Source organism: Gordonia polyisoprenivorans (assembly GCF_017654315.1).
Taxonomy (GTDB): domain Bacteria; phylum Actinomycetota; class Actinomycetes; order Mycobacteriales; family Mycobacteriaceae; genus Gordonia; species Gordonia polyisoprenivorans_A.
In genome coordinates this window covers 2,838,179-2,858,551 of the sequence record NZ_CP072203.1, presented here as the reverse complement: position 1 = coordinate 2,858,551, position 20,373 = coordinate 2,838,179, and the positions used below count along the sequence as shown (strand labels likewise).

General features: G+C 67.3%; 13 protein-coding genes and 1 tRNA gene. 4 read left to right on the top strand and 10 right to left on the bottom strand.

What is annotated here, in order from left to right:
* Positions 1 to 18: 18 nt before the first annotated feature.
* The 3 genes from lysA to J6U32_RS12865 all read right to left on the bottom strand — a co-directional run bounded on the left by lysA (position 19) and on the right by J6U32_RS12865 (position 4,040).
* A complete protein-coding gene (gene lysA / locus J6U32_RS12875) occupies positions 19 to 1,437 on the bottom strand; it encodes a diaminopimelate decarboxylase (protein WP_208795778.1) in 1,419 nt (472 codons plus the stop codon).
* Positions 1,434 to 3,086, bottom strand: a complete 1,653-nt coding sequence (argS, locus tag J6U32_RS12870; protein WP_208795777.1) for an arginine--tRNA ligase — start codon at positions 3,084 to 3,086, stop codon at positions 1,434 to 1,436. The genes lysA and argS overlap by 4 nt, the downstream gene beginning before the upstream one ends.
* Positions 3,087 to 3,170: 84 nt before the next feature.
* On the bottom strand, positions 3,171 to 4,040 hold the full coding sequence (locus J6U32_RS12865; RefSeq protein WP_208795776.1) for a class II glutamine amidotransferase: 870 nt from the start codon (positions 4,038 to 4,040) through the stop codon (positions 3,171 to 3,173).
* 90 nt (positions 4,041 to 4,130) lie between these two features.
* Here J6U32_RS12865 and J6U32_RS12860 point away from each other — a divergent pair, with 90 nt between their 5' ends.
* Positions 4,131 to 4,508: a cupin domain-containing protein gene (locus tag J6U32_RS12860; RefSeq protein ID WP_208795775.1), complete on the top strand. Its 378-nt coding sequence runs from the start codon at positions 4,131 to 4,133 to the stop codon at positions 4,506 to 4,508.
* A 34-nt stretch (positions 4,509 to 4,542) separates the two neighbouring features.
* Here J6U32_RS12860 and J6U32_RS12855 read toward each other — a convergent pair whose 3' ends face one another.
* From J6U32_RS12855 to J6U32_RS12825, 7 genes are all read right to left on the bottom strand, one after another.
* Positions 4,543 to 4,980: a VOC family protein gene (locus J6U32_RS12855; protein ID WP_208795774.1), complete on the bottom strand. Its 438-nt coding sequence runs from the start codon at positions 4,978 to 4,980 to the stop codon at positions 4,543 to 4,545.
* A gap of 37 nt (positions 4,981 to 5,017) precedes the next feature.
* Positions 5,018 to 5,833, bottom strand: a complete 816-nt coding sequence (locus tag J6U32_RS12850) for a crotonase/enoyl-CoA hydratase family protein (RefSeq protein WP_208795773.1) — start codon at positions 5,831 to 5,833, stop codon at positions 5,018 to 5,020.
* Positions 5,834 to 7,822: 1,989 nt separating this feature from the next.
* Positions 7,823 to 7,895, bottom strand: a tRNA-Arg gene (locus J6U32_RS12845).
* A gap of 55 nt (positions 7,896 to 7,950) precedes the next feature.
* Positions 7,951 to 10,917 (bottom strand): AAA family ATPase, encoded by a 2,967-nt coding sequence (locus J6U32_RS12840; protein WP_208795772.1) that lies wholly within the window; start codon positions 10,915 to 10,917, stop codon positions 7,951 to 7,953.
* Positions 10,918 to 10,927: 10 nt separating this feature from the next.
* Complete coding sequence (locus tag J6U32_RS12835) at positions 10,928 to 12,169, bottom strand: exonuclease SbcCD subunit D (RefSeq protein WP_208795771.1); 1,242 nt, start codon at positions 12,167 to 12,169, stop codon at positions 10,928 to 10,930.
* 98 nt (positions 12,170 to 12,267) lie between these two features.
* Positions 12,268 to 13,779, bottom strand: a complete 1,512-nt coding sequence (locus J6U32_RS12830; protein WP_208795770.1) for an MFS transporter — start codon at positions 13,777 to 13,779, stop codon at positions 12,268 to 12,270.
* A complete protein-coding gene (locus J6U32_RS12825; RefSeq protein ID WP_425324128.1) occupies positions 13,776 to 14,435 on the bottom strand; it encodes a helix-turn-helix transcriptional regulator in 660 nt (219 codons plus the stop codon). The genes J6U32_RS12830 and J6U32_RS12825 overlap by 4 nt, the downstream gene beginning before the upstream one ends.
* Positions 14,436 to 14,532: 97 nt before the next feature.
* Here J6U32_RS12825 and J6U32_RS12820 point away from each other — a divergent pair, with 97 nt between their 5' ends.
* The 3 genes from J6U32_RS12820 to J6U32_RS12810 are packed head-to-tail and all read left to right on the top strand — an operon-like array spanning position 14,533 to position 20,212.
* Positions 14,533 to 15,615 carry a glutathione S-transferase family protein gene (locus tag J6U32_RS12820; protein ID WP_208795768.1) on the top strand — a complete coding sequence of 361 codons (1,083 nt, stop codon included), beginning with the start codon at positions 14,533 to 14,535 and terminating at the stop codon, positions 15,613 to 15,615.
* On the top strand, positions 15,612 to 16,334 hold the full coding sequence (locus J6U32_RS12815; protein WP_208795767.1) for a hypothetical protein: 723 nt from the start codon (positions 15,612 to 15,614) through the stop codon (positions 16,332 to 16,334). The genes J6U32_RS12820 and J6U32_RS12815 overlap by 4 nt, the downstream gene beginning before the upstream one ends.
* The gene (locus tag J6U32_RS12810; protein WP_208795766.1) at positions 16,331 to 20,212 is read left to right on the top strand and encodes an ABC transporter ATP-binding protein; all 3,882 of its coding nucleotides are present in this window, start codon (positions 16,331 to 16,333) and stop codon (positions 20,210 to 20,212) included. The genes J6U32_RS12815 and J6U32_RS12810 overlap by 4 nt, the downstream gene beginning before the upstream one ends.
* Positions 20,213 to 20,373 lie beyond the last annotated feature (161 nt).

Below are 20,373 nucleotides of genomic sequence, written 5' to 3'. Positions count from 1 at the left end.
GTCTTGCGTCTGGCTCACCTAGGTCACCTCCAGCCTCAGGAAATCGTCGATCGTCTCGCGTCGCAGGATCACCCGGGCCGAACCGTCGGCAACACCGACGACAGCCGGGCGGGTGACCATGTTGTACCGCGAGGACATCGAATAACAGTAAGCCCCGGTGGCAGCCACCGCGATCAGGTCCCCGGGCGCCAGATCCTCCGGCAGCCAACAGTCCTTGATGACGATATCGCCGCTCTCACAATGCTTTCCGACGACGCGACTGACCACTGCGGGGGCGTCGGACACCCGCGAGACCAGCCGCACGTCGTACTCGGCCTGATAGAGCACCGTGCGGATGTTGTCGCTCATGCCGCCGTCGACCGACACGTAGCGTCGAATCGCTCCCCCACCGAGTTCGACGTCCTTGATGGTGCCGACGCGGTAGAGGGTGATGGTACCGGGGCCGGCGATCGCGCGGCCGGGCTCGACCGCGATCGTCGGCATCGGCAGCCCGACCGCCGCCGATTCACGCTTGACGATCTCGGCCAGAGTTTGTGCCACCGCGACGACGGGCAACGGCCGATCTTCTGGAACGTAGGAAATGCCCAGTCCCCCACCGAGATCCACGATCGACATCTGTGAGGTCTTGTCCACTCCGAACTCGGCGACCACGTCGTGCAGCAGGCCGAGGACGCGGTGTGCGGCGAGCTCGAAACCGTCCATGTCGAAGATCTGCGAACCGATGTGACTGTGGAGGCCGACCAGTCGCAGGTTGTCGGTCGCGAAGACACGACGGACCGCCTCCATGGCGACCCCGCCGGTCAGCGCGAAGCCGAATTTCTGGTCCTCGTGCGCGGTTGCGATGAATTCGTGGGTGTGGGCCTCGACGCCGACGGTGACCCGGATCAGCACGTCGGCGACGAGACCTCGTTCGCCGGCGAGTGCGTCGAGTCGCTCGATCTCGGTCATCGAGTCGCAGACGATGTGCCCGACCCCGGCATCGAGTGCCGCGGCGAGCTCGGCAACACTTTTGTTGTTGCCGTGGAAGGCGATTCGCTCGGGCGGGAATCCGGCGTGCAGTGCGATCGCCAATTCGCCACCGGAGCACACGTCGATCGACAAGCCCTCCTGATCGACCCACTTGGCGATCTCGGTGCACAGGAAGGCTTTTGACGCGTAGTGCACTCGGCCATAGGGCCCGAACGCGTCGATCATGTCCGCGCAGCGCGACCGGAAATCGGACTCGTCGATGACGAACAGCGGGGTGTCGAAGGTCTCGGCGAGCTCGCTCACCCCGACCCCGGCGATCTGCAGTTCACCCGAGGAGTCGCGAACGGCGTTGCGCGGCCACACCTGGGCCGGGATCTCGGCGAGTACCGCGGGATCGTTGGGTTTCTGCGCCAGGTGCGGGGCAGCCACGAGGTCGGCGTGCCGCGGCCCGGCGGGGTGGGCGTTCACATCCGCTCCGGTGCGCCGACGCCGACCAGTGCCAATCCGTTGGCCAGGACCTGACGGCTCGCCGCGCACAGGGCCAGCCGGGCGCGGTGGATGTCGCCGGCCTCCTCCTCGCCCTGCGGCAACACTCGGCAGTGGGCGTAGAAGCGGTGATAGGTCCCGGCGAGGCTCTCGAGGTAGCGGCAGATACGGTGCGGCTCACGCAGAGTCGCGGCGGTCGCGACCACCTCGTCGAAGTCGCCGAGGGTCTTGATGAGGTCGCCTTCTTCGGCGGTGTCGAGCAGATCGAGGTGCTCGATGCTCGCCGAGAGCCCGAGATCGTCGGCGTTGCGTCCGAGTGCGGCAAGGCGGGCGTGGGCGTACTGCACGTAGTACACCGGGTTGTCGTTGGACTGCTTGGCGAGCAGATCGAGGTCGATGTCGATGTTGACGTCGATCGACGAGCGGATCAGCGCATACCGGGCGGCGTCCACCCCGACCGCGTCGACGAGGTCGTCGAGGGTGATCACCGTGCCGGCACGCTTGCTCATCCGCACCGGCTTGCCGTCGCGCACGAGGTTCACCATCTGTCCGATCAGCACCTCGACGGTGTCCGGGTCGTCACCGAGGGAGGCCGCGGCCGCCTTGAGCCGCTTGATGTATCCGTGGTGGTCGGCGCCCAACATGTAGATGCACAGGTTGAAGCCCCGGTTGCGCTTGTCGCGGTAGTAGGCGATGTCGCCGGCGATGTAGGCGGCCTCTCCGTCACTCTTGATGACGACGCGATCCTTGTCGTCACCGTACTGCTCGGTGCGCAGCCACCAGGCGCCGTCGGACTCGTAGAGGTTGCCGTTGGCCTTCAGCTCGGCGATGCACTCGTCGACCAGCCCGGTCTCGAACATCTTGTTCTCGTGGGTGAAGACGTCGAAGTCGGTGCCGAACTCGTGCAGGCTCGCCTTGATGTGGTCGAACATCAACTCGACGCCCTCTGCACGGAAGGTCTCGACCCGCTGCGCCTCCGGCTGGTCGAGAACACCAGGAACCTTCTCCGTGACCTGACGCGCGATGTCGACGATGTACTCGCCCGCGTACCCGTCCTCGGGCGTCGGCTCGCCGAGTGCCGCAGCCTCCAGCGACCGCGCGAAGCGATCGATCTGGGCGCCGTGATCGTTGAAGTAGTACTCGCGCGTCACCGCGGCCCCGCGGGCCGCCAGCACGCGTCCGAGCGCGTCGCCGACCGCGGCCCACCGGGTGCCACCGAGGTGGATCGGCCCGGTCGGGTTGGCCGAGACGAATTCGAGGTTGATCACCTTGTCGGCGAATTCGTCGCCGCGACCGTACTGCGTGCCCCGGTCGAGCACCGTGGCGACGACGGTGTTCTGCGCGGCCGCCGCCAACCAGATGTTGACGAATCCTGGGCCCGCGACCTCGGCCTTGGCGATCCCGTCGGTGGAAGCGAAGGCATCGGCGAGCCATCCGGCCAGCTCACGGGGATTCACCCCGAGCTTCTTGCCCAGTTGCAGTGCGACGTTGGTGGCGTAGTCGCCGTGGTCGGCATGACGCGGTCGCTCCACCACCACGGCGTCGGGGACCAATGACGTGTCGAGGTCATGGTCTGCCACGACGGTGCGGGTGACAGAGCTCAGCAGCACGGCGAGATCGGCGGGAGTCACAACACATCATCCTATGGTCCCGCCGGAGGCCGGGAACAATCGGCTCGACCGGGGCCACCCTGCCCGGCCGCCCCGCGGGACTCGTCAGGCGGTCGGCGTCGGGTCGAACTCCTCGACGACGGGTTCGGCCCCGGCCCGCAGGGTGACGAACGACCATTCCGGCACCGCCGTCCAATGCGTGTCGCGGTACTCCAGTTCGAGCGGCTCGGACACCAGAATCCGGCCGTCGGCGGGCAGCTCGATGTGCGCTCCCGGATCGGCCGCCGACAACCGCATGTGTCCCGTCGAGTGATACAGCGTGCGCGAGGACCGGTCGCTCGAATACCTCAGCGCGTAGAGCGCGTCGCCGTCGGCGGCGCAGAAGGTACCGACGAAGGGTTCGACGACGCCGTGGTCGGCGCGCGCCCGCTCGATACGGGCCACCATCCGCGCGAACGCGCCCTTCGGGTCGCTCGCCAGTCCGTAGGTCAGGGCGAGGAAGAAGCACACCTCGGTGTCGGCGTTGCCCTCCACGAATGGATACAGCTGGGGGTCGATGTCGAAGGTCAGGTCCCGCTTGAGATCGGAGAACCGCGGAATCTCCCCGTTGTGCTGAAACAGCCAGCGCCCGTGCACGAACGGATGGCAGTTCACACGTTCGGTGGTGCCGCCGAGCGCCGCGCGCACACGCGCGAGGAACATCGGTGACCGGATCTGCTCGGCGAGTCGCTGCAGGTTGTGGTCGCTCCAGGCGGGCCGGGTGTCGCGGTACTGGCCGGGAAAATCGCGATCGCCGTACCACCCGAACCCGAAGCCGTCGCCGTTGGTCGGCCAGTCGTGATGCCGAATCATCGGCGAGCCCGGGAGATAGAGCTGACGCGCCTCGAAGCTCTGGTCGACCAGCGAGTGCGACGGCCTGGTCAGCAGGTCCTCGAGATGAATCGGGGAACCGGTGTAGGCCAACCAGCGACACATGGACCGACCGTAGCAATCAGCCGCACCGCGCGAAGCCCAACCGGAGCGGCTCGGCGCCGGCAGACCTCGGCGAATCGCTAGGGTGACCCCATGATCCGAGCCATCCGCCTGCACAACGACGAGAACGGACGTTCACACGTTCAGCACGGACACATCGATCTGGTGGAGAACGCGGTGCGCTCGGCCTCGGCGGCCACGACCACCTCGGCGTTCCAGGAAACCGAGAGCGGCGGGTCACTCGACTGGCACACCGCGCCGCGGCGGCAGTACGTCATCACCCTCGCCGGTGTTCTGGACTTCGTGACCCGCGACGGGGAGCAGTTCCGGCTCGAACCGGGGATCGTGCTGGTGGCCGAGGACACCGTCGGCACCGGACATCGGTGGCATCTCGTGGGCCACGACCCGTGGCGCCGCCTCTACGTGGGGCTCGCCGAAGGCGCCGACAGCGGGTTCGTCCCCGACGCCTGAGGTTCTGGCGAGCTCGCACTCGTCGAGCGAGTACTCAGCTGATGTTCTGGGCGAGTCCCACCAGGATGTTCTCGGGTCCCCGGATGTAGCAGAGGCGATAGACATTCTCGTACTGCACCACCTCGGGGCCGACGAGACGCGCGCCTTTGGCGACGGCTCGGGCGAGGGTGTCGTCGAGGTCATCGACCTCGAACATGACGCGCAGATATCCGAGCGCGTTCACCGGCGCGTTGCGATGGTCGTCGATCACCTCGGGTGCGAGGAACCGTGAGAGTTCGAGCCGACCGTGTCCGTCGGGGGTGCGCATCATCGCGACCTCGACGCGCTGATCGGCCAGCCCGGTCACCCGACCGGCCCACTCCCCCTCGGCCATCGCGCGACCCTCGAGCTCGAGCCCGAGTTCGACGAAGAAGTCGATCACCGCCGAGAGATCCTCGACGACGATGCCGACGTTGTTCATCCGGATCGTCATGCGTGGCGCCCTTGTGTGGGAATTCTGTTGGGCCCGTTCATTGCTGAACCTCCGGATCGGCGAACACGGGCGTGCGGCGGCTCATCCCCGCCGCGACCGCCTCCAACTGATTCGGCGAACCCATCAGACCGACCTGCAGTTCGCTCTCCAGCAGCAGCGCTGACGCCGGATCGGAGCTCGTCCAGGTGTCGTCGTAGAGACGCTTGGCGGCCTGAACCGCATGCGGGGATTTGCCGGCGATCTCGTGAGCCAGCGCCAATGCCTCGGCGAGCGGGTCGTCGGCGACGCGGGTGACGAGGCCGAGCGCATCGGCTTCGGTGCCGCTCACGATGCGCCCGGTGAACGTCAACTCCTTGGCGACGTCGATGCCGACGAGCCGCGGCAGGGTCTGGGTGATACCCATGTCGGGTACCAGACCCCACTTGACCTCCATGATCGACAGACGGGCATCCGGCGCCGCATATCGGAGATCGGCACCGAGCGCGATCTGCATTCCGCCGCCGAAGCAGTTGCCGTGCACAGCGGCGATCACCGGCGCGGCGATGCGCGACCAGTCGTAGGACACACGCTGGGCCAGATTGGCGGCGCGGCCGTCCTCGCGTGTCAGGAGATCCATCGGACCGCTGCCCTCGCGGTCGCCCAGACTCGTGATGTCGAGGCCCGAACAGAAACTCTTGCCGTCTCCGTGGAGTACGACGGCGCGCACGGTGCGATCCGCGGCCAGCTTCTCGGTGACGTCCACGAGCGCCTCGAACATCGCGGCGTCGAGAGCGTTGTGCTTCTCGGCACGATCCAGCGTGACCGTGGCGACGCCGTCTGCGTCGACGTCGAGGCGGATTCTGTGCTCGCTCATACTGATACCGATCTCCCGGGGCCGGACGTCACGACTGCACGCTGTTGTCCAGCGTGCGCTGCCGACGTTACAGGTGGGTGTGACGGGATAGTGGGCGATACACGACGTTTCCGCGGGAAGGGTGTTCCGGTACGCCGGCACGAACCACTCGCGAACTCACCAGCCGAGTTCCGTGTAGGTCCTCACGCGGCTTCGATCAGGAAGAGCAAGCGGTGGTGAATCCCCGTACCAGGCCTGCTCGACTGTGTCGATCAGCCCGTGAGCCATCCATAGCAGCAACTCGCCCGCCAAGTGGCCCGAGCTATCCACAACACCGAGCACGCCTGCACACTGCCCGTCCGGGAGATGACTGAGTGGGACTCCCTGCCGCACGTTGAGACGAGCCATCGTCGGCGTCCCCTCCACTGAAACGACGGTGTCCATCTGCCTGCACACTGCATCCGTCGCCTTGCTGATCGGCGAGGTAAAACAAGGCGTCCCTCTGTTCAGGTGTCAGCTCAATTGTCATCGGGCGAGTTACGGACTGGAATCAGCACGACCCAAGAGGACGCCAAACTCATCGAGAAGTCTCACTACTTCCGGCACACTCGGGGAGTTACCCGACTCCAGACTCAGCGCGTTGATTATCTCGATCTCCGACCACACCCCTCGCAACTCCTCAGCGTTCGCTCGGCTGCCATCTTCGTGCAAGATCACAATTTCCTCAAGCAGCCATGAGAGCACGTCGAGCGACAACAGGTGTTGTTTGTATCTGGCGCAGAGTTCGTCAAATCTCCGGGACAAAGAACCGACGCCCTCCATCAAATCCCAACACCCCGTTTCCACCCGCCAGAAGGTCTTTCACAGCCTGCATGGAAGTGCCACATATTTCTATACGCACCCCCATCGAAATCAAGCTGGCCCCGACAGGAGCCATCCCTACTGCGCGTCGTAGACCGGTCGCGCCCCGATTGTTGTCGATGCGGATTGCCGAGCGCATACTACATCGTCGGACATCGACCACTCAGTTGTCGACCTTACCGTCTGCCAGTAGGCGGCGATATATCCCGGGCAGCTCCGCAAGTTCCTCCTCGTATTGCGCAGCCAGTCCCCGCGAAGCAGACGGCGCGTGATCGCGAGCCACTCTACAGAGCCCGTCAATCAAATCCAGGGTTCCCGCAGTCTTCGAGAGTCCTTTATACATCTGCACCTCGCCCTTTATCAGCAGAGCCGACTCTGGTAAATACCCTTTGTTCACCGCCTCCTCCAAAGCCCGATCAAATGTATCCTGCGAAACCCACCACAAATACTTCGTGCTTGGCACATCGCGCCTGTCACCAAAATTAATCGCGTGCAATCCAGAATCCTATCCTCACTAACTTGCGCTGATCCAACTTTGGCGGGGAATTAGCATACCCTCGATTTCCTGAATCTGCTCCGGCGAATACTCCGATCATATCAATGACGCCGACGTTTCCACTCTTTCCAAGATGCGCATCGAATGAATCCTCCACCTGAGACATCTTTTGATACTGCGACGTTGTCCGTCTCCCCGAGCATCGTAGGTCCGCCTCCTTGCCATGGCGAACGTGCCGGATCGGACGGTGGACAGACCAACCGTCGGGGTGCCCCGTCAGGGCAGTCGCCTCGACCAATGGTGCACCTGTGACGACGAGACATTTCGAGGGTGCATCGTGATCTCATCACTGTGCTCAGTCCATGAAGCGATACCGACATCGGTCACAAGACCGAGATCAAAGCCGGTGAACCAAGTTCCCACCAGAGCTTCGCCAAATCCGCTGATCAGCAGACGACGCAGCGCACTGATGACGGGTGGGTGGTATGAGGGTGTCATCGCCGGAGCTGCGTCGGTGCCGGTGCCGGTGCCGGTGCAAGCGGGCACTGTCGCGGCGGGGAAACAGTTGAGAAGAAGCGGTACGGGTAGAGGGGCATGCGCTTCTACCGCACAAAAAACGCACATAGACCAGGAGTCCGGTAGGGAAGCTACGGTGCCCCCGGCAGGATTCGAACCTGCGGCCTTCTGCTCCGGAGGCAGACGCTCTATCCCCTGAGCTACGGGGGCTCAACGGGCGGCACTCAGAGTAGCGCACTCCGGTCCGGCAACCCAATCCGGCAGGTCACGACACGCCCACCACGCCGTCCATGCGCACCGAGGACCCGTTGGTCCCTCGCATCACGTGCAGTTGCGCCGGAATCCTCGCGCGCATCTCGTCGACGTGGCTGACGACGCCGACCACCCGTCCGCCCGAACGCAACTCGTCGAGGACGCCCATGACGAGGTCGAGCGCCTCGGGGTCCAGGGAACCGAAGCCCTCGTCGATGAAGATGGTGTCGAGGACGCGGCCACCGGATTCCGCAGACACGACATCGGCCAGTCCGAGGGCCAGGGCCAGCGAGGCGAAGAAGGTCTCTCCACCGGACAACGTGGTGGCCGCACGAACGGCGCCGGTGTACTCGTCGTGCACTTCGATGCCCAACCCACCGCGGCGGCCGCGTGGACCGGCCGCGTCGGAGTGGACGAATTCGTAACGGCCCGAGGACATCTGATGCAGCCGAACCGACGCCGCCACCAAGACTTCCTCGAGACGCGAGGCCAGCACGTAGGAGTGCAGCGACATCTTGCGCGAGTTCTGGCCGCGCCCGGCGACCAGATCGGACAGACCCTGCACGCGAGCGTGCCGCTCCCGGGCCGGTGCCAGCACGTCTAGCGCCGACCAGAACTCGGCGACGAGCTCCTCGAGTCGCGTCACCGTTCGGGCGGCCAGGGCGTGCTCACGCGCCGCCGCTTCCTGCCGCCGTTGGGCCTGCGCCAGCGCCTCCGACAAAACGCCGGTGTCGACCGGCTCGGTCGACACCGCCGCAGCGACGTCGGCGTCAGCCATCGTCTCCTGGGCGCCGGCACGCAGCTCCGCCGCCCGAGAGATCATCGTCTCCCAGGCACCGAGCTGCGTGGGCGTCGCCGCCGCGGCGCGCAGCGCGCCAACATCACTGAATCCGGCCTCGGACAACCGCAATTCGAGCCGACCGGCGAGGTCATCACGGTGCCGGACCGCGCGGTACAGGTCGGCTCGCGCGTCGCGCAGGGCTCGGGCCCGGCGGCACAACTCGGCCAGCTCGGCACGTCGCTCATCGACACCGATACGCCCGCCGGTGGCCTGTGCGACCTCGGCATCGAGATCGTCGATCTCGCGACGCAGCGACGAGCGGCGTTCCGCGCGCGCCGACGTGGATGCCGCGAGACGGCCGAGTTCGGTGCGCCAGGTCTCGATCTCGGCCTCGATGGCGTTGACGGCGCGTTCGAGGGTCGGGATCGACGCCACCCGGGTCCGGGCGTCGGCGAGCTCACGGTCGAGTACCTGTCGACGCGACCTCACCGCATCCGCGGATTCCTCTCCGATCTCGTCGTCGAGGTGCGCACGGCGTGCCTCGAGCGTGGCCAGCGCCGTCTCGGCTCGCCCCCGGCGCTCGGCCGCACGATCTTCGGCGGCCGCGGCCGCGGCCTCCGCGGTCTTCGCGACGTCGGTCTGCTCGCCTGCGTCGGCGGGCGCGGGGTGCTCGGTTGATCCGCACACCATGCACGGCTCTCCCGGGGCGAGCGTCGAGGCGAGCTCGGCGGCCATGCCGGCGATCCGGCGCTCCCGCAGATCGAGGTGGTGTTCGCGTGCGGCGGTGTGTGATTCACGTGCGGCGAGCACCTCCGTGCGAGCCTGCATGAGCTCGGCGTCCAGTGCTTGTCGCGCGACGAGCGATGCGACCAGCTCCTCGCATCGTTCGCGGTCGGCGGCGAGCCGTTGCACGTCGGATCTCGCCTCGGAGGCGGCCGTCAACGCGGTCACCGCAGCCTGACGGCGGTCCGGCGCGGCCTCCAGCATGTCAGTCAGCTCGGCGGTACGGGCTTGTGCGGCAGCCACTTCGGCGTCGAGCCGACGAAGGTCGGTCAGCAGCGTCGGACGCTGTTCGACGCGCCGCGAGAGCGGCTCCCACCGCGCCGACTCCCCGGTCCACCGTTCGATCGCCGCATCGAGATCGGCGTCGGAGCTCGCGAGCGCGGCGCCCTCGGGTAGATCGGCGAATCCCACTGCGGCAGAGTCGTATACGCGACTCGCGGTGGTCGCAGCCGATGCTGCGGCGTCGTGGTCGTCGGCCAGCGGAATGATCGGTGCCGCGGCGCGAGCTGCCCGTGCCGCGACGCGTACCTCCTCGAGGTCGGCCGCTCCGGCATCGAGCTGAGCCAATCGCTCCTGCGCCTCGAGACCTCGACGCCGCAATTCCGCCAGCCGATTTCCGTTCGCGAGTGCTGTCTGCGCACCGTCGAGTTCGGCCTGCGCCGCGGTGAGTCGCCGGTGGGCGGTCTCGACGGTCTCCCGGGCATTGGTCAGACACCCCTGCGCCCAGTCGATCTCCGCCTCCGTCGGTGGCTCGCAGTCGAGTACTGCCGCCATCTGACCGGCGATGCGTTCGACCGCCGCCGCCTTCTCACCGAGAGCGGCTTCTGCCTGCCGGGCACGGTCCTTGAGCCACTCCTCGACCCCACCGAACCGCTCGGTGTCGAACAGTCGCTCCAGCAACGCTTCTCGATCCTCGGAGCTCGCGCGCAGGAATCGCGCGAAGTCGCCCTGCGGGAGGAGCACCACCTGGAAGAACTGATCGGCACTCATCCCGAGCAGTCGCGTGATCGACTCACCGATCTCCGGTAGCCGGGTCAGTGCCGGGCCCGAATCGTCGAGCCAGGTCATCGTGGCCTTCGCCTGGACCTTGGTGGTGCCGGTTCCGCGCTTCTTGGGTCGGTGATATTCCGGGGAACGCACGATGCGCATCCGTCGGCCACCGATGGTCGCCTCGAGCTCCACTTCCGGAACCTGCTGTGCATCAGCATGATCGGAGTGCAGACGGCGCCCCTCCTGCCGCGTACCGGGCACCCTGCCGAACAGCGCGAAGGCCACGGCATCGAGCACCGAGGTCTTCCCGGCTCCGGTCTGCCCGTGCAGCAGGAACAGGCCGTCGGCACCGAGGGCGTCGAAATCGATCTCGGTGTCCGCGGCGAACGGCCCGAACGCCGTCATCCGTAAACGATGCAGTCTCATCCGCGCCGCCTCACGCCGACTTCGGTTCGGTGTCGAGGGCGAACAGCGCCCACTGCCCCTGATCGGCCTCGATTGCCTTGACATCACCAGCACCGACCTCTACGGCACCGGCCTCGACCACTTCCGGTTCGCCGACGACCTCACGCAGCGCACGCTCGATCAGGTCACGCTCGGCCGCCGACGGCTCGTCACGAACGTCACCGACGAACGCCGCGATGATCTCCGCGTCGGTGCGTCCGCGTATCCGCGACCGGTAGTCGAGACGACCGAGGGCCTCCGGCCGCTCCCAGTGCACGTGCACCGCGTAGGGGAATCGCTCGCGCAGCCGCCGCATCGCGTCGAGCGGCCGGATGGTGTCGGTGAGCGTCGCCTCGATGTAATGCTCATGCGCGTCGGCGTACGCCTCGTCACCGAGGAGTTCGTCGAGAGTGCCTCGCAGGGAGGACAATCCACGCACGGCGGGCAGCTCGTGCAGGCGAACGTCGGTCACGCCGTCGGCATCGAGATCGACGAGCCACACGCCCTTGCGATGACTGTTCTCACCGAAGGAGTACGGCATCGGCGAGCCGCTGTAGCGCACCGCCGGGGTGATCTCCTGCGGTGAGTGCAGGTGACCGAGCGCCACGTAATCGATCCCCGAGAAGGTATCGGCGGCAACCGTTTCCACCCCACCGACGCTGATGGACCGCTCCGATCCGGTACTGACGGCCCCGCTGACGAACGCATGGGCGGCGACGACGGTACGCGCGCCGCGTGCGGTGGCGTCGGCGCGCACCCGGTCCATCGCCGCGCCCAGTACGCCCTGATGACCGCAGGGGGCGTCGATGTCGAAAGCCTTTCGGACGGCGTCGGGTTCGAGGTAGGGAATCCCGTAGAACGCGACCGGGCCGAACTCGTCGTCGAGCAGGACCGGTGTGTCGATGGCAGCGACACTCGTGCGCAGGTGCAGCCCGCCCGCAGCGGCGAATGCCGATGCGGCACCGAGGCGGGTCGGTGAATCGTGGTTGCCGGAGGTGACGACGATCTGCGCGCCGGCGGCGGCGATGTCACCCAGACCGGCGTCGTAGACGGACACCGCATCCGCCGAGGGAACCGAACGGTCGTACACATCGCCCGCCACCACGACGACGTCGACCGACTCGGCGGCGACGATCGCCGCGATGTCGGCCAGCATCCAACGTTGATCGGACAGGAGCTCGACACCGTGGAACGTCCGGCCGAGGTGCCAGTCCGAGGTGTGCAGAATCCGCATGTCCAACACCGTACGATCGGCCACCGACAGTTCGGGGGAGGCGCCGCGGGGACATCCCGCGGCACCTCCCCCGAACTGGACGGACTCGGCAAACCGGGCTACGCGGCGCCGGCTCCCTCGACCTCACCCTTGGAGACCGCGGCCGCCGCGGTGAACGGCGATGCCTGGTGCTTGGGCCGCGTCAGGAACAACGTGGCGAGAACACCGATCAGCAGCACCCCGGCGGGCAGGTACAGCGACTGGCCCATGGCGGTGGCGAACGGCTCACGCACGAACGCGGGCAGCTGACTCACCGCACTGCTCTGCTCGGTGGTGTTCACCCCGGGCAGTTCGGCGGCCAGTCGGGTCTGCATGATGGCGCCGACGGCCGCCGAACCGATCACCGAACCGATCATCCGGGTGGTGTTGTAGACCCCGGCCCCCGCGCCGGCCTGTTGCCACGGCAGGTTTCGTGTCGCCGTCGCCGCCAGCGGAGCCCAGATGCCGGCCGAGGCGATGCCCATCAGACACATCGGAATGACCAACTGCCACACCGGTGTCGCCGGGCGGGCGATCACGCCGACCCAGCCCACGGCGATCGCCTGCAACAGCAACGCGGTGGCAATGATCGCGCTGGGATGGACCTTGTCGAGGATTCGACCGACGATCGGCGCGAGGAAGCCCGTGAGCACCGCCATCGGCACCATCATCACCGCCGAGCGCGTCGGCGACATCCCGCCGACGAGCTGCAGGAAGAACATCACCGGGATCATCAGGCCGGAGATCGCGAAACCCATCGATGCGATACCGATGTTGGAGAGGGTGAAATTGCGGTCCTTGAACAGCGAGAGCGGCACGAGTGGTTCGGTGCGGATGCGCGACTGCCAGTAGATGAAAACGGCCATCACCGCGATGCCGCCGATGATCAGCACCCAGATCCAGGGGGCCCAGTCGTACTTCTCGCCGTCCTGGATGCCGAAGACGAGCGCCGACAGACCGACCGCCGACAGCACGACGCCGATCCAGTCGAAGGAATGGTCGTGGGTGTCGACCGAGGGGACCAGGGTGGCGGCGAGGATCAGCCCGACGATGCCGACGGGCAGGTTCACGAAGAATATCCACTCCCAACCGAATTGGTCGGTGAGGATTCCGCCGAGCAGCGGGCCGACCAGGGTGGCGACACCGGCGACGGTCCCCCACACGCCCATGGCCGCGCCGCGCTTCTCGGGCGGGAAGATCCGGGTGATGAGGGCCATGGTCTGCGGGGTGATCAGGGCGGCACCGATGCCCTGGAGGGCGCGTGCAGCGATCAGTTCACCGATCGAACCGGCGAAACCGCACCACACACTCGCGGCGGTGAAGACGACCAGCCCGACCTGGTAGACGAGTTTGGGGCCGTATTTGTCACCGAGCCGTCCGGTGATCAGCAGCGGTACGGCGTAGGTGAGCAGGTAGGCGCTGGTGACCCACACGATGCCGTTGACGTCGGTGCGCAGGGCGACCTGGATCTCGGGTTGGGCGACCGCGACGATCGTCATGTCAACGAGGATCATGAAGAATCCGACGCACAGCGCCATCAGGGACAGCCAGGGGCGGTTGGTCACCGCCGCCGGGGAGGTGGACGTACTCATTGCGGGGTCACTTTCTGTGGAGACTCTGGGGAGGAGAACATGTGCTGCATGGCGGCATAGGGCGAATCCGGGTCGTCGAGCCATTCGATCTCTCCGGACTCCAGACGGCCGAGAAGACCGGCGAGCCACTCGATCTGGGTCCGCAGGGTGACGATCCGACAGCCGGCGTCTAGGAAGAACATCTCCGGGATGCCCTTGCCCGACGCCCACTCGGCGGCGTCGACGAACTGCGCGAGATCGGCGCGCATCGCCTCGATGCGGGCCGAGAGCAACTCGATCACCCGCCGCCGGGGAAGGGCATGGGCTTCCGACAGCGCGAGGTAGAGCTCGGGATACTCGGGTGAGTGCTGGGCGAGGATGCGCTCGAGATTGACCACGAGCGCCTCCTGTCCGGCCTCGGTGATCGCATAGACGGTGCGTTCGGGCCGGTTGCCCTCGCGTCGGACGTCGTGGACCTCGATCAGTCCGTTCCCGAGAAGCCGGTCGACCGTGTGGTAGAGCGTGCCCGGCCGAAACTTCACCAGCCGATCCTCACGTCGCTCGAGAGTGATCTGCACCATCTCGTACGGGTGCAGTGGTTGTTCGGCGAGTAGCCCGAGCACCAGCACCGCCAACGGAGCAAGCGCATGATCACCCCCGCCACGACCCGATCCCACGTCGCACACCTTTCGACCCAGACCAAATATTCCACGTGGAATATACACCCTGGAGTGTTCGGTGCCAATGTCGTGAGCGCTGATTAGTGTGGTCGTCATGGCCACCGACACCACCCCCGCCGCGGCGGGCTCAGCAGCAGCCGGAACTCAGGGATCGTCCGGAGCGCAGGGCTCGTACGTCACCGGCGGCCAGGAGTTCGTCCGCGACACCAAATACATCGAGACCCGCATCACCCGGGACGGCCGGGACGGCTACCCCGTCGAGGCCGGCCGCTACCGGCTCGTCGCCGCACGCGCGTGCCCGTGGGCGAACCGCACGCTGATCGTGCGCCGGCTCCTCGGACTCGAGGACGCCATCTCCCTCGGCCTGTGCGGACCCACCCACGACGCCGACTCGTGGACCTTCGACCTCGACCCCGGCGGCGTCGATCCGGTGCTCGGCATCCCCCGCCTGAAGGACGCCTACGACAAACGCTTCCCCGGCTATCCCAAGGGCATCACCGTGCCCGCGATCGTGGACATCCCGACCGGCGAGGTCGTCACCAACGACTTCCCGCAGATCACCATCGACTTCGAACTCGAGTGGACCGATCACCACCGCGACGGCGCACCGCAGCTCTACCCCGAACATCTGCGCGACGAGATCGACGCCGTCAACAAGGGCGTCTACACCGAGGTCAACAACGGCGTCTACCGATGCGGTTTCGCCGGTAGCCAGGACTCCTACGACAAGGCCTACGCGCGGCTGTTCACCAAGCTCGACGAACTCTCCGAACGTCTCGCGACACAGCGATACCTGGTGGGCGACACCATCACCGAGGCCGATGTGCGACTGTTCACCACGTTGGCGCGATTCGACGCCGTCTACCACGGCCATTTCAAGTGCAATCGCACCAAACTCGACGAGATGCCTGTGCTGTGGGCCTACGCCCGCGATCTCTTCCAGACCCCGGGCTTCGGTGACACCACCGATTTCACCCAGATCAAGCAGCACTACTACATCGTCCACCGCGACATCAATCCCACCGGGATCGTTCCGCAGGGCCCCGACCTGCGCAATTGGCTGACCCCGCACCACCGCGAGGAGCTGGGCGGCACCCCGTTCGGCGACGGCACCCCGCCACCACCCCCGCGGCCCGCCGAGGTCGTCCCCGCCGAGCACTGGGTGCCGACGTCATGAGCGGGAAGACGACCCCCGCGTCCGGGCGGTCGGTGGAGTTCACCGGCAACATGCTCGACAAGGCGCAGCGCCTGCAGGCACCCGCGGTCGCCAAATATGTTCGGGCGCTTCGGGAGAAACATCCCGACGACTCCCCCGCCCAGATCATCACCCGCCTGGAGAAGCGCTATCTCACCGCGGTCACCGGGTCCGGATCGGCGGTCGGCGCGACCGCCGCGGTCCCCGGCGTCGGCACGTTCGCCGCACTGGGCGCGATGACCGGTGAGACAGCACTGTTCCTCGAGGCGTCGGCGCTGCTGGCACTCGCGATCGCCGAGGTGCACGGCATCGGAGTGCATGAGAGCGAGCGTCGCAAGACGCTGGTCCTGACCGTCGCCCTCGGCGAGGAGGGCCTGAGCATCCTCGGTCGCGTCGTCGGAACGCAGGGTGGCGCCCTACGCCGACTCGGGCGCGCCTCGGCACCGAGTGGCGCCCTCGCCAAACTCAACAAGAACCTGATGAACCGGATCGCCAAGAAGTACGCGCTCAAACGCGCTCCGTTGGTGATCGGCCGCCTCCTCCCCGCGGGTATCGGGGCGGTCATCGGCGGAGCGGGCAACCGGGTCCTGGGCAAGCGGGTGATCGCCAATGCCCGCGAGGCCTTCGGTCCCCCGCCACAGCACTGGACGCTCGACGGCACCGTTGTCTCCGACCCCTGGTTGCCCCGCGGCAACCCGTGACCGCCACGCCCCGCCGGCCCCAGGTCGATCCACCCGCCTCCGGGCCGGAGGTTCCCGAGGCCGACTCACCGGACGACGGTGGACGCGGCTGGGTGCGCCGTCTGACCACCGAATGCCTGCAGTATCGCCGGCTCGTGGCGGTGACCCTGTCGGTCACCCTGGTGGCGGTCGGCGTCGACCTGGTCGCGCCACTGCTCGCGCGCGCGGCCCTCGACCGCGCCACCGGCATCCCCGGTTCGTGGACCATCCCGACGATCGTGATCGCGATGATCGGACTCGCGATCGTGCGGTATTTCTGTCAGTTCGGTCGCCGGCTGACCGCGGGTCAGCTGTCGATCTCGGTGCAGAATGCGTTGCGGCTCAAGCTCTTACGTACCTTACTGCATCTCGACGGCGCCACCCAGACCGACATCCGTACCGGCCAGGTCGTTTCGCGGTCGATCTCGGATCTGCAGATCGTGCAGGGACTGCTCGCGATGGTGCCGCTCTCCGCCGGCGCCGCGGTCCAGGTGGTAATCGCGCTGGGCATCATGCTCTACCTCTCGCCGCTGCTCACCGTGATCTCGCTGGCGATCCTGCCGATGGTGGCCGTGGTCGTGCTGACCACCCGCAGACGGTTGTTCGCGGCCACCTGGTCCGCCCAGCAGGCCGCCGCCGATGTGGCACAACACGTCGAGGAGACGGTCACCGGTGTCCGCGTTGTCAAGGGATTCGGACAGGAGACCCGCGCCGTCGACGAACTCGTCGAACTCGGACGCGATCTCTTCGCCAAGCGGTTGCGTGCGGGCAAGATCAACTCGTATTTCACCCCGACCATGTCGGCGATCCCGCAACTCGGCCTGGTCGCGGTCATCGGTGTCGGTGGCTACCTCACCCTGAACGGGTCGATCACCGCGGGCACCTTCCTCGCGTTCGCGACCTACGTCACGACCATGACCACCCTCGCGCGACTGCTGACCAACGTAGTGGTCAGCGGTCAACTCGCCCGCGCCGCGGTGGAGCGGGTCTACGACGTCGTCGACGCACCCACCGACCCCGACGATGCGAACACCGCCGGTCTGCCCGACGGCCCGCTGGGACTGGAGTTGTCCGGTGTGGTGTTCGGCCACGACGACCGCACCGTCCTCGACGGCATCGATCTGCAGATCGCGCCCGGCGAATGCGTCGCCGTCGTCGGTCCGCCCGGATCGGGCAAGTCGACCCTCGCCGATCTCGTCAGTCGCCACCGACGCCCCGACCGCGGGACCATCGCGCTGATGTCCGGACCGGACTCCTCGACGCGTCATCCGCTCTCCGAGCTGTCCGCGGATGCCCTGCACTCGGCGGTGGGCGTCGTCTTCGACGAGCCGTTCCTGTACTCGGACACCATTGCCACCAACATCACCCTCGGCGATCGTCCCAAGCAGTCCCCGACCCCAGGTTCGGGACCGGTGGCGCCGCGCCTGCTCGCCGCCGCCCGGGACGCCGACGCCCTCGACTTCATCACCGCACTGCCCGACGGATTCGACACCGTCGTCGGCGAGCGCGGCCTCACCCTGTCTGGCGGTCAACGACAGCGGGCGGCCCTGGCACGTGCGCTCTACGCCGACCCCCGGTTGCTCGTCCTCGATGATGCGACCTCGGCGGTCGACGCCTCCACCGAGTCGCGCATCCTGCACCGTCTGCGCGACCGCTCCACCGACCGGCCCACCATGCTGGTGCTCGCGCACCGGCGGTCGACCCTCATGCTCGCCGACCGCGTCGCCGTCCTCGACGAGGGCCGGATCGTCGACGTGGGCACCGTCGCCGAGCTCGAAGAGCGCAGCCCGCGTTTCCGTGCGCTGATGTCGCCGATCCAGTCCGTCGCCGACGACGCCGCCGCAACACTCACCCCGACGCCGCCGCACCACACCGGGGACTTGTGGCCCGCCGATGCGCCTGCGCCGGAAGAGGATTCGACCCGCACCGCGAGCGCCCCGCCGGCCGGTGGAACCGGGGGCCGTGGCGGTCGGGGCGCGGGGATCGCCGGCGCATTGGGTGCCATGCCCGCCACCCCGGCGCTGCTTGCGTCCGTCGCACGATTGCGGCCCGCCGACGAGGATCCGCGGGTCGACGTCGACGCGATGCGGGTGGAGAATCCGCATTTCTCCCTGTGGCAGATCCTGGCGCCGGTGCGCTGGCTGCTGGCGCTGGCCATCGTGGCGATCGGCGTGGACACCCTCACCGGGCTGGTCTTCCCGTCGTTGGCGCGCACCGTCATCGACGCGGCCACCCACACCGACGAACGCACCCTGCTCATCGCGACCGGTATCGGCGTGGGCACCGTCGTGCTCGGCTGGTTCGCCGCCGCGGGCATGACGCTGTACTCGACCCGCGCGGGTGAACGAGTGCTGTTCGGCTTGCGTGTGCGCAGCTACGCGCACCTGCAGCGGCTCGGCCTCGACTACTACGAGCGCGAGTTGTCCGGGCGCATCATGACGCGGATGACCACCGACGTCGATGCCCTCTCGACGTTTTTGCAGACCGGCCTGTCGACCGCGATCGTGGCGGTGCTGACGCTGGTCGGGGTCACCGTGGCGATGCTGTTCACCGACCTCGAACTCGGGGCGCTGATCCTGCCGGTGCTGCCGGTCCTGATCGTGGCGACCGTGGTCTTCCGCCGGATCGCCTCGCGCGCCTACACGCGCTCCCGGGAACTGGTCAGTGCGGTCAACGCCGACTTCCAGGAGAACATCGCCGGCATCAAGACCACCCAGGCCTACCGCAACACCGCCCCGGCCACCCGCCGCTTCACCGGGCTGACGTTGGACTGGGTACGCGCGCGAATGACCTCGCAGCGGGCGATCTCGGTCTACTTCCCGTTCATCACGTTGTGCAGCGATCTGGCGACCGCGGCGACGATCGCGGTCGGCGCGCACCAGATCACGACGGGCGCGTTGTCGGCGGGCACCCTGGTCGCCTTCATCCTCTACCTGTCGCTGTTGTTCGGTCCCGTACAACAACTTTCACAGGTGTTCGACGGTTATCAGCAGGCGGTCGTCGGCCTCCGGCGTATCGCCGACCTCTTGCGTACCGAGACGACCGTCGCCGAACGCAGCGATGCGATCGATCCCGGGAGTGCTCGATTCACCGGTGACGCGCGCCTCGACGACGTCGCATTCCGCTATTCGGGGGCGACCGTCGACGCGCTCGGCGGCATCGATCTACACATCCCCGCCGGTACCTCCCTGGCACTGGTGGGCCGCACCGGCGCCGGCAAGTCGACGATTGTGAAGCTGCTCGCCCGCTTCTACGACCCCACCGACGGCGTGGTGCGGATGGACGGCACCGACATCCGCCGGTTCACGCTGCGCGGCTATCGCCGCCACATCGGCATCGTGCCGCAGGAACCGCACCTGTTCACCGGCACCGTCGCCGACAACATCGCCTACGGGCGACCCGAGGCCGACCACGAACAGATCGCCGCGGCCGCCGCGGCGGTCGGCGCGACGACGATGATCGCCGGCCTGCCGGGCGGCATGCGTCACCCGATCGGCGAGCGCGGGGCCGGATTGTCGTCGGGGCAGCGCCAGCTCATCGCGCTCGCGCGGGCCGAGCTCGTCGAACCCGACCTGCTCCTGCTCGACGAGGCGACAGCCACCCTCGACCAGGCGACCGAGGCGATGGTGCTCGCCGCCGGTGACGCGGTGACCCGCAGCCGGACGTCGGTGATCGTCGCCCACCGCCTCGCGACCGCGGCACGCGCCGATGTGATCGCGGTGGTCGACGGCGGACGGATCGTGGAGATGGGAACACACGAGGATCTACTCGCGTTGGGCGGTAGGTACCGCGCGTTCTGGGATGCCGGTGTCGACCCGGACGCCGACGGTATCGAACCTGCCGACGAACTCATCCGCTGAGTTCACCGGCGCCCGGTGGCGACCCGACGACGTGCGCCCTCGGCGAGGTGGGACTCACGGCGTCCACAGGGTGGTGGGCGCGTACCATCGGCAGGTGGTTCACGACGATCTTCACAAGAGACTTTCGTCGTGACGTGGCGACCCGACACCTTCAGGGAATT

Coding starts and splice junctions, on each gene's coding strand:
- J6U32_RS12830 (WP_208795770.1), bottom strand. CDS start 13,779: ATGAGTACGTCCACCTCCCCGGCGGCGGTGACCAACCGCCCCTGGCTG.
- J6U32_RS12835 (WP_208795771.1), bottom strand. CDS start 12,169: ATGCGGATTCTGCACACCTCGGACTGGCACCTCGGCCGGACGTTCCAC.
- J6U32_RS12820 (WP_208795768.1), top strand. CDS start 14,533: ATGGCCACCGACACCACCCCCGCCGCGGCGGGCTCAGCAGCAGCCGGA.
- J6U32_RS12855 (WP_208795774.1), bottom strand. CDS start 4,980: ATGACGATCCGGATGAACAACGTCGGCATCGTCGTCGAGGATCTCTCG.
- J6U32_RS12815 (WP_208795767.1), top strand. CDS start 15,612: ATGAGCGGGAAGACGACCCCCGCGTCCGGGCGGTCGGTGGAGTTCACC.
- J6U32_RS12865 (WP_208795776.1), bottom strand. CDS start 4,040: ATGTGTCGCTGGTTGGCCTACACCGGTTCCCCGATTCATCTCGAGGAC.
- J6U32_RS12860 (WP_208795775.1), top strand. CDS start 4,131: ATGATCCGAGCCATCCGCCTGCACAACGACGAGAACGGACGTTCACAC.
- J6U32_RS12840 (WP_208795772.1), bottom strand. CDS start 10,917: ATGAGACTGCATCGTTTACGGATGACGGCGTTCGGGCCGTTCGCCGCG.
- J6U32_RS12850 (WP_208795773.1), bottom strand. CDS start 5,833: ATGAGCGAGCACAGAATCCGCCTCGACGTCGACGCAGACGGCGTCGCC.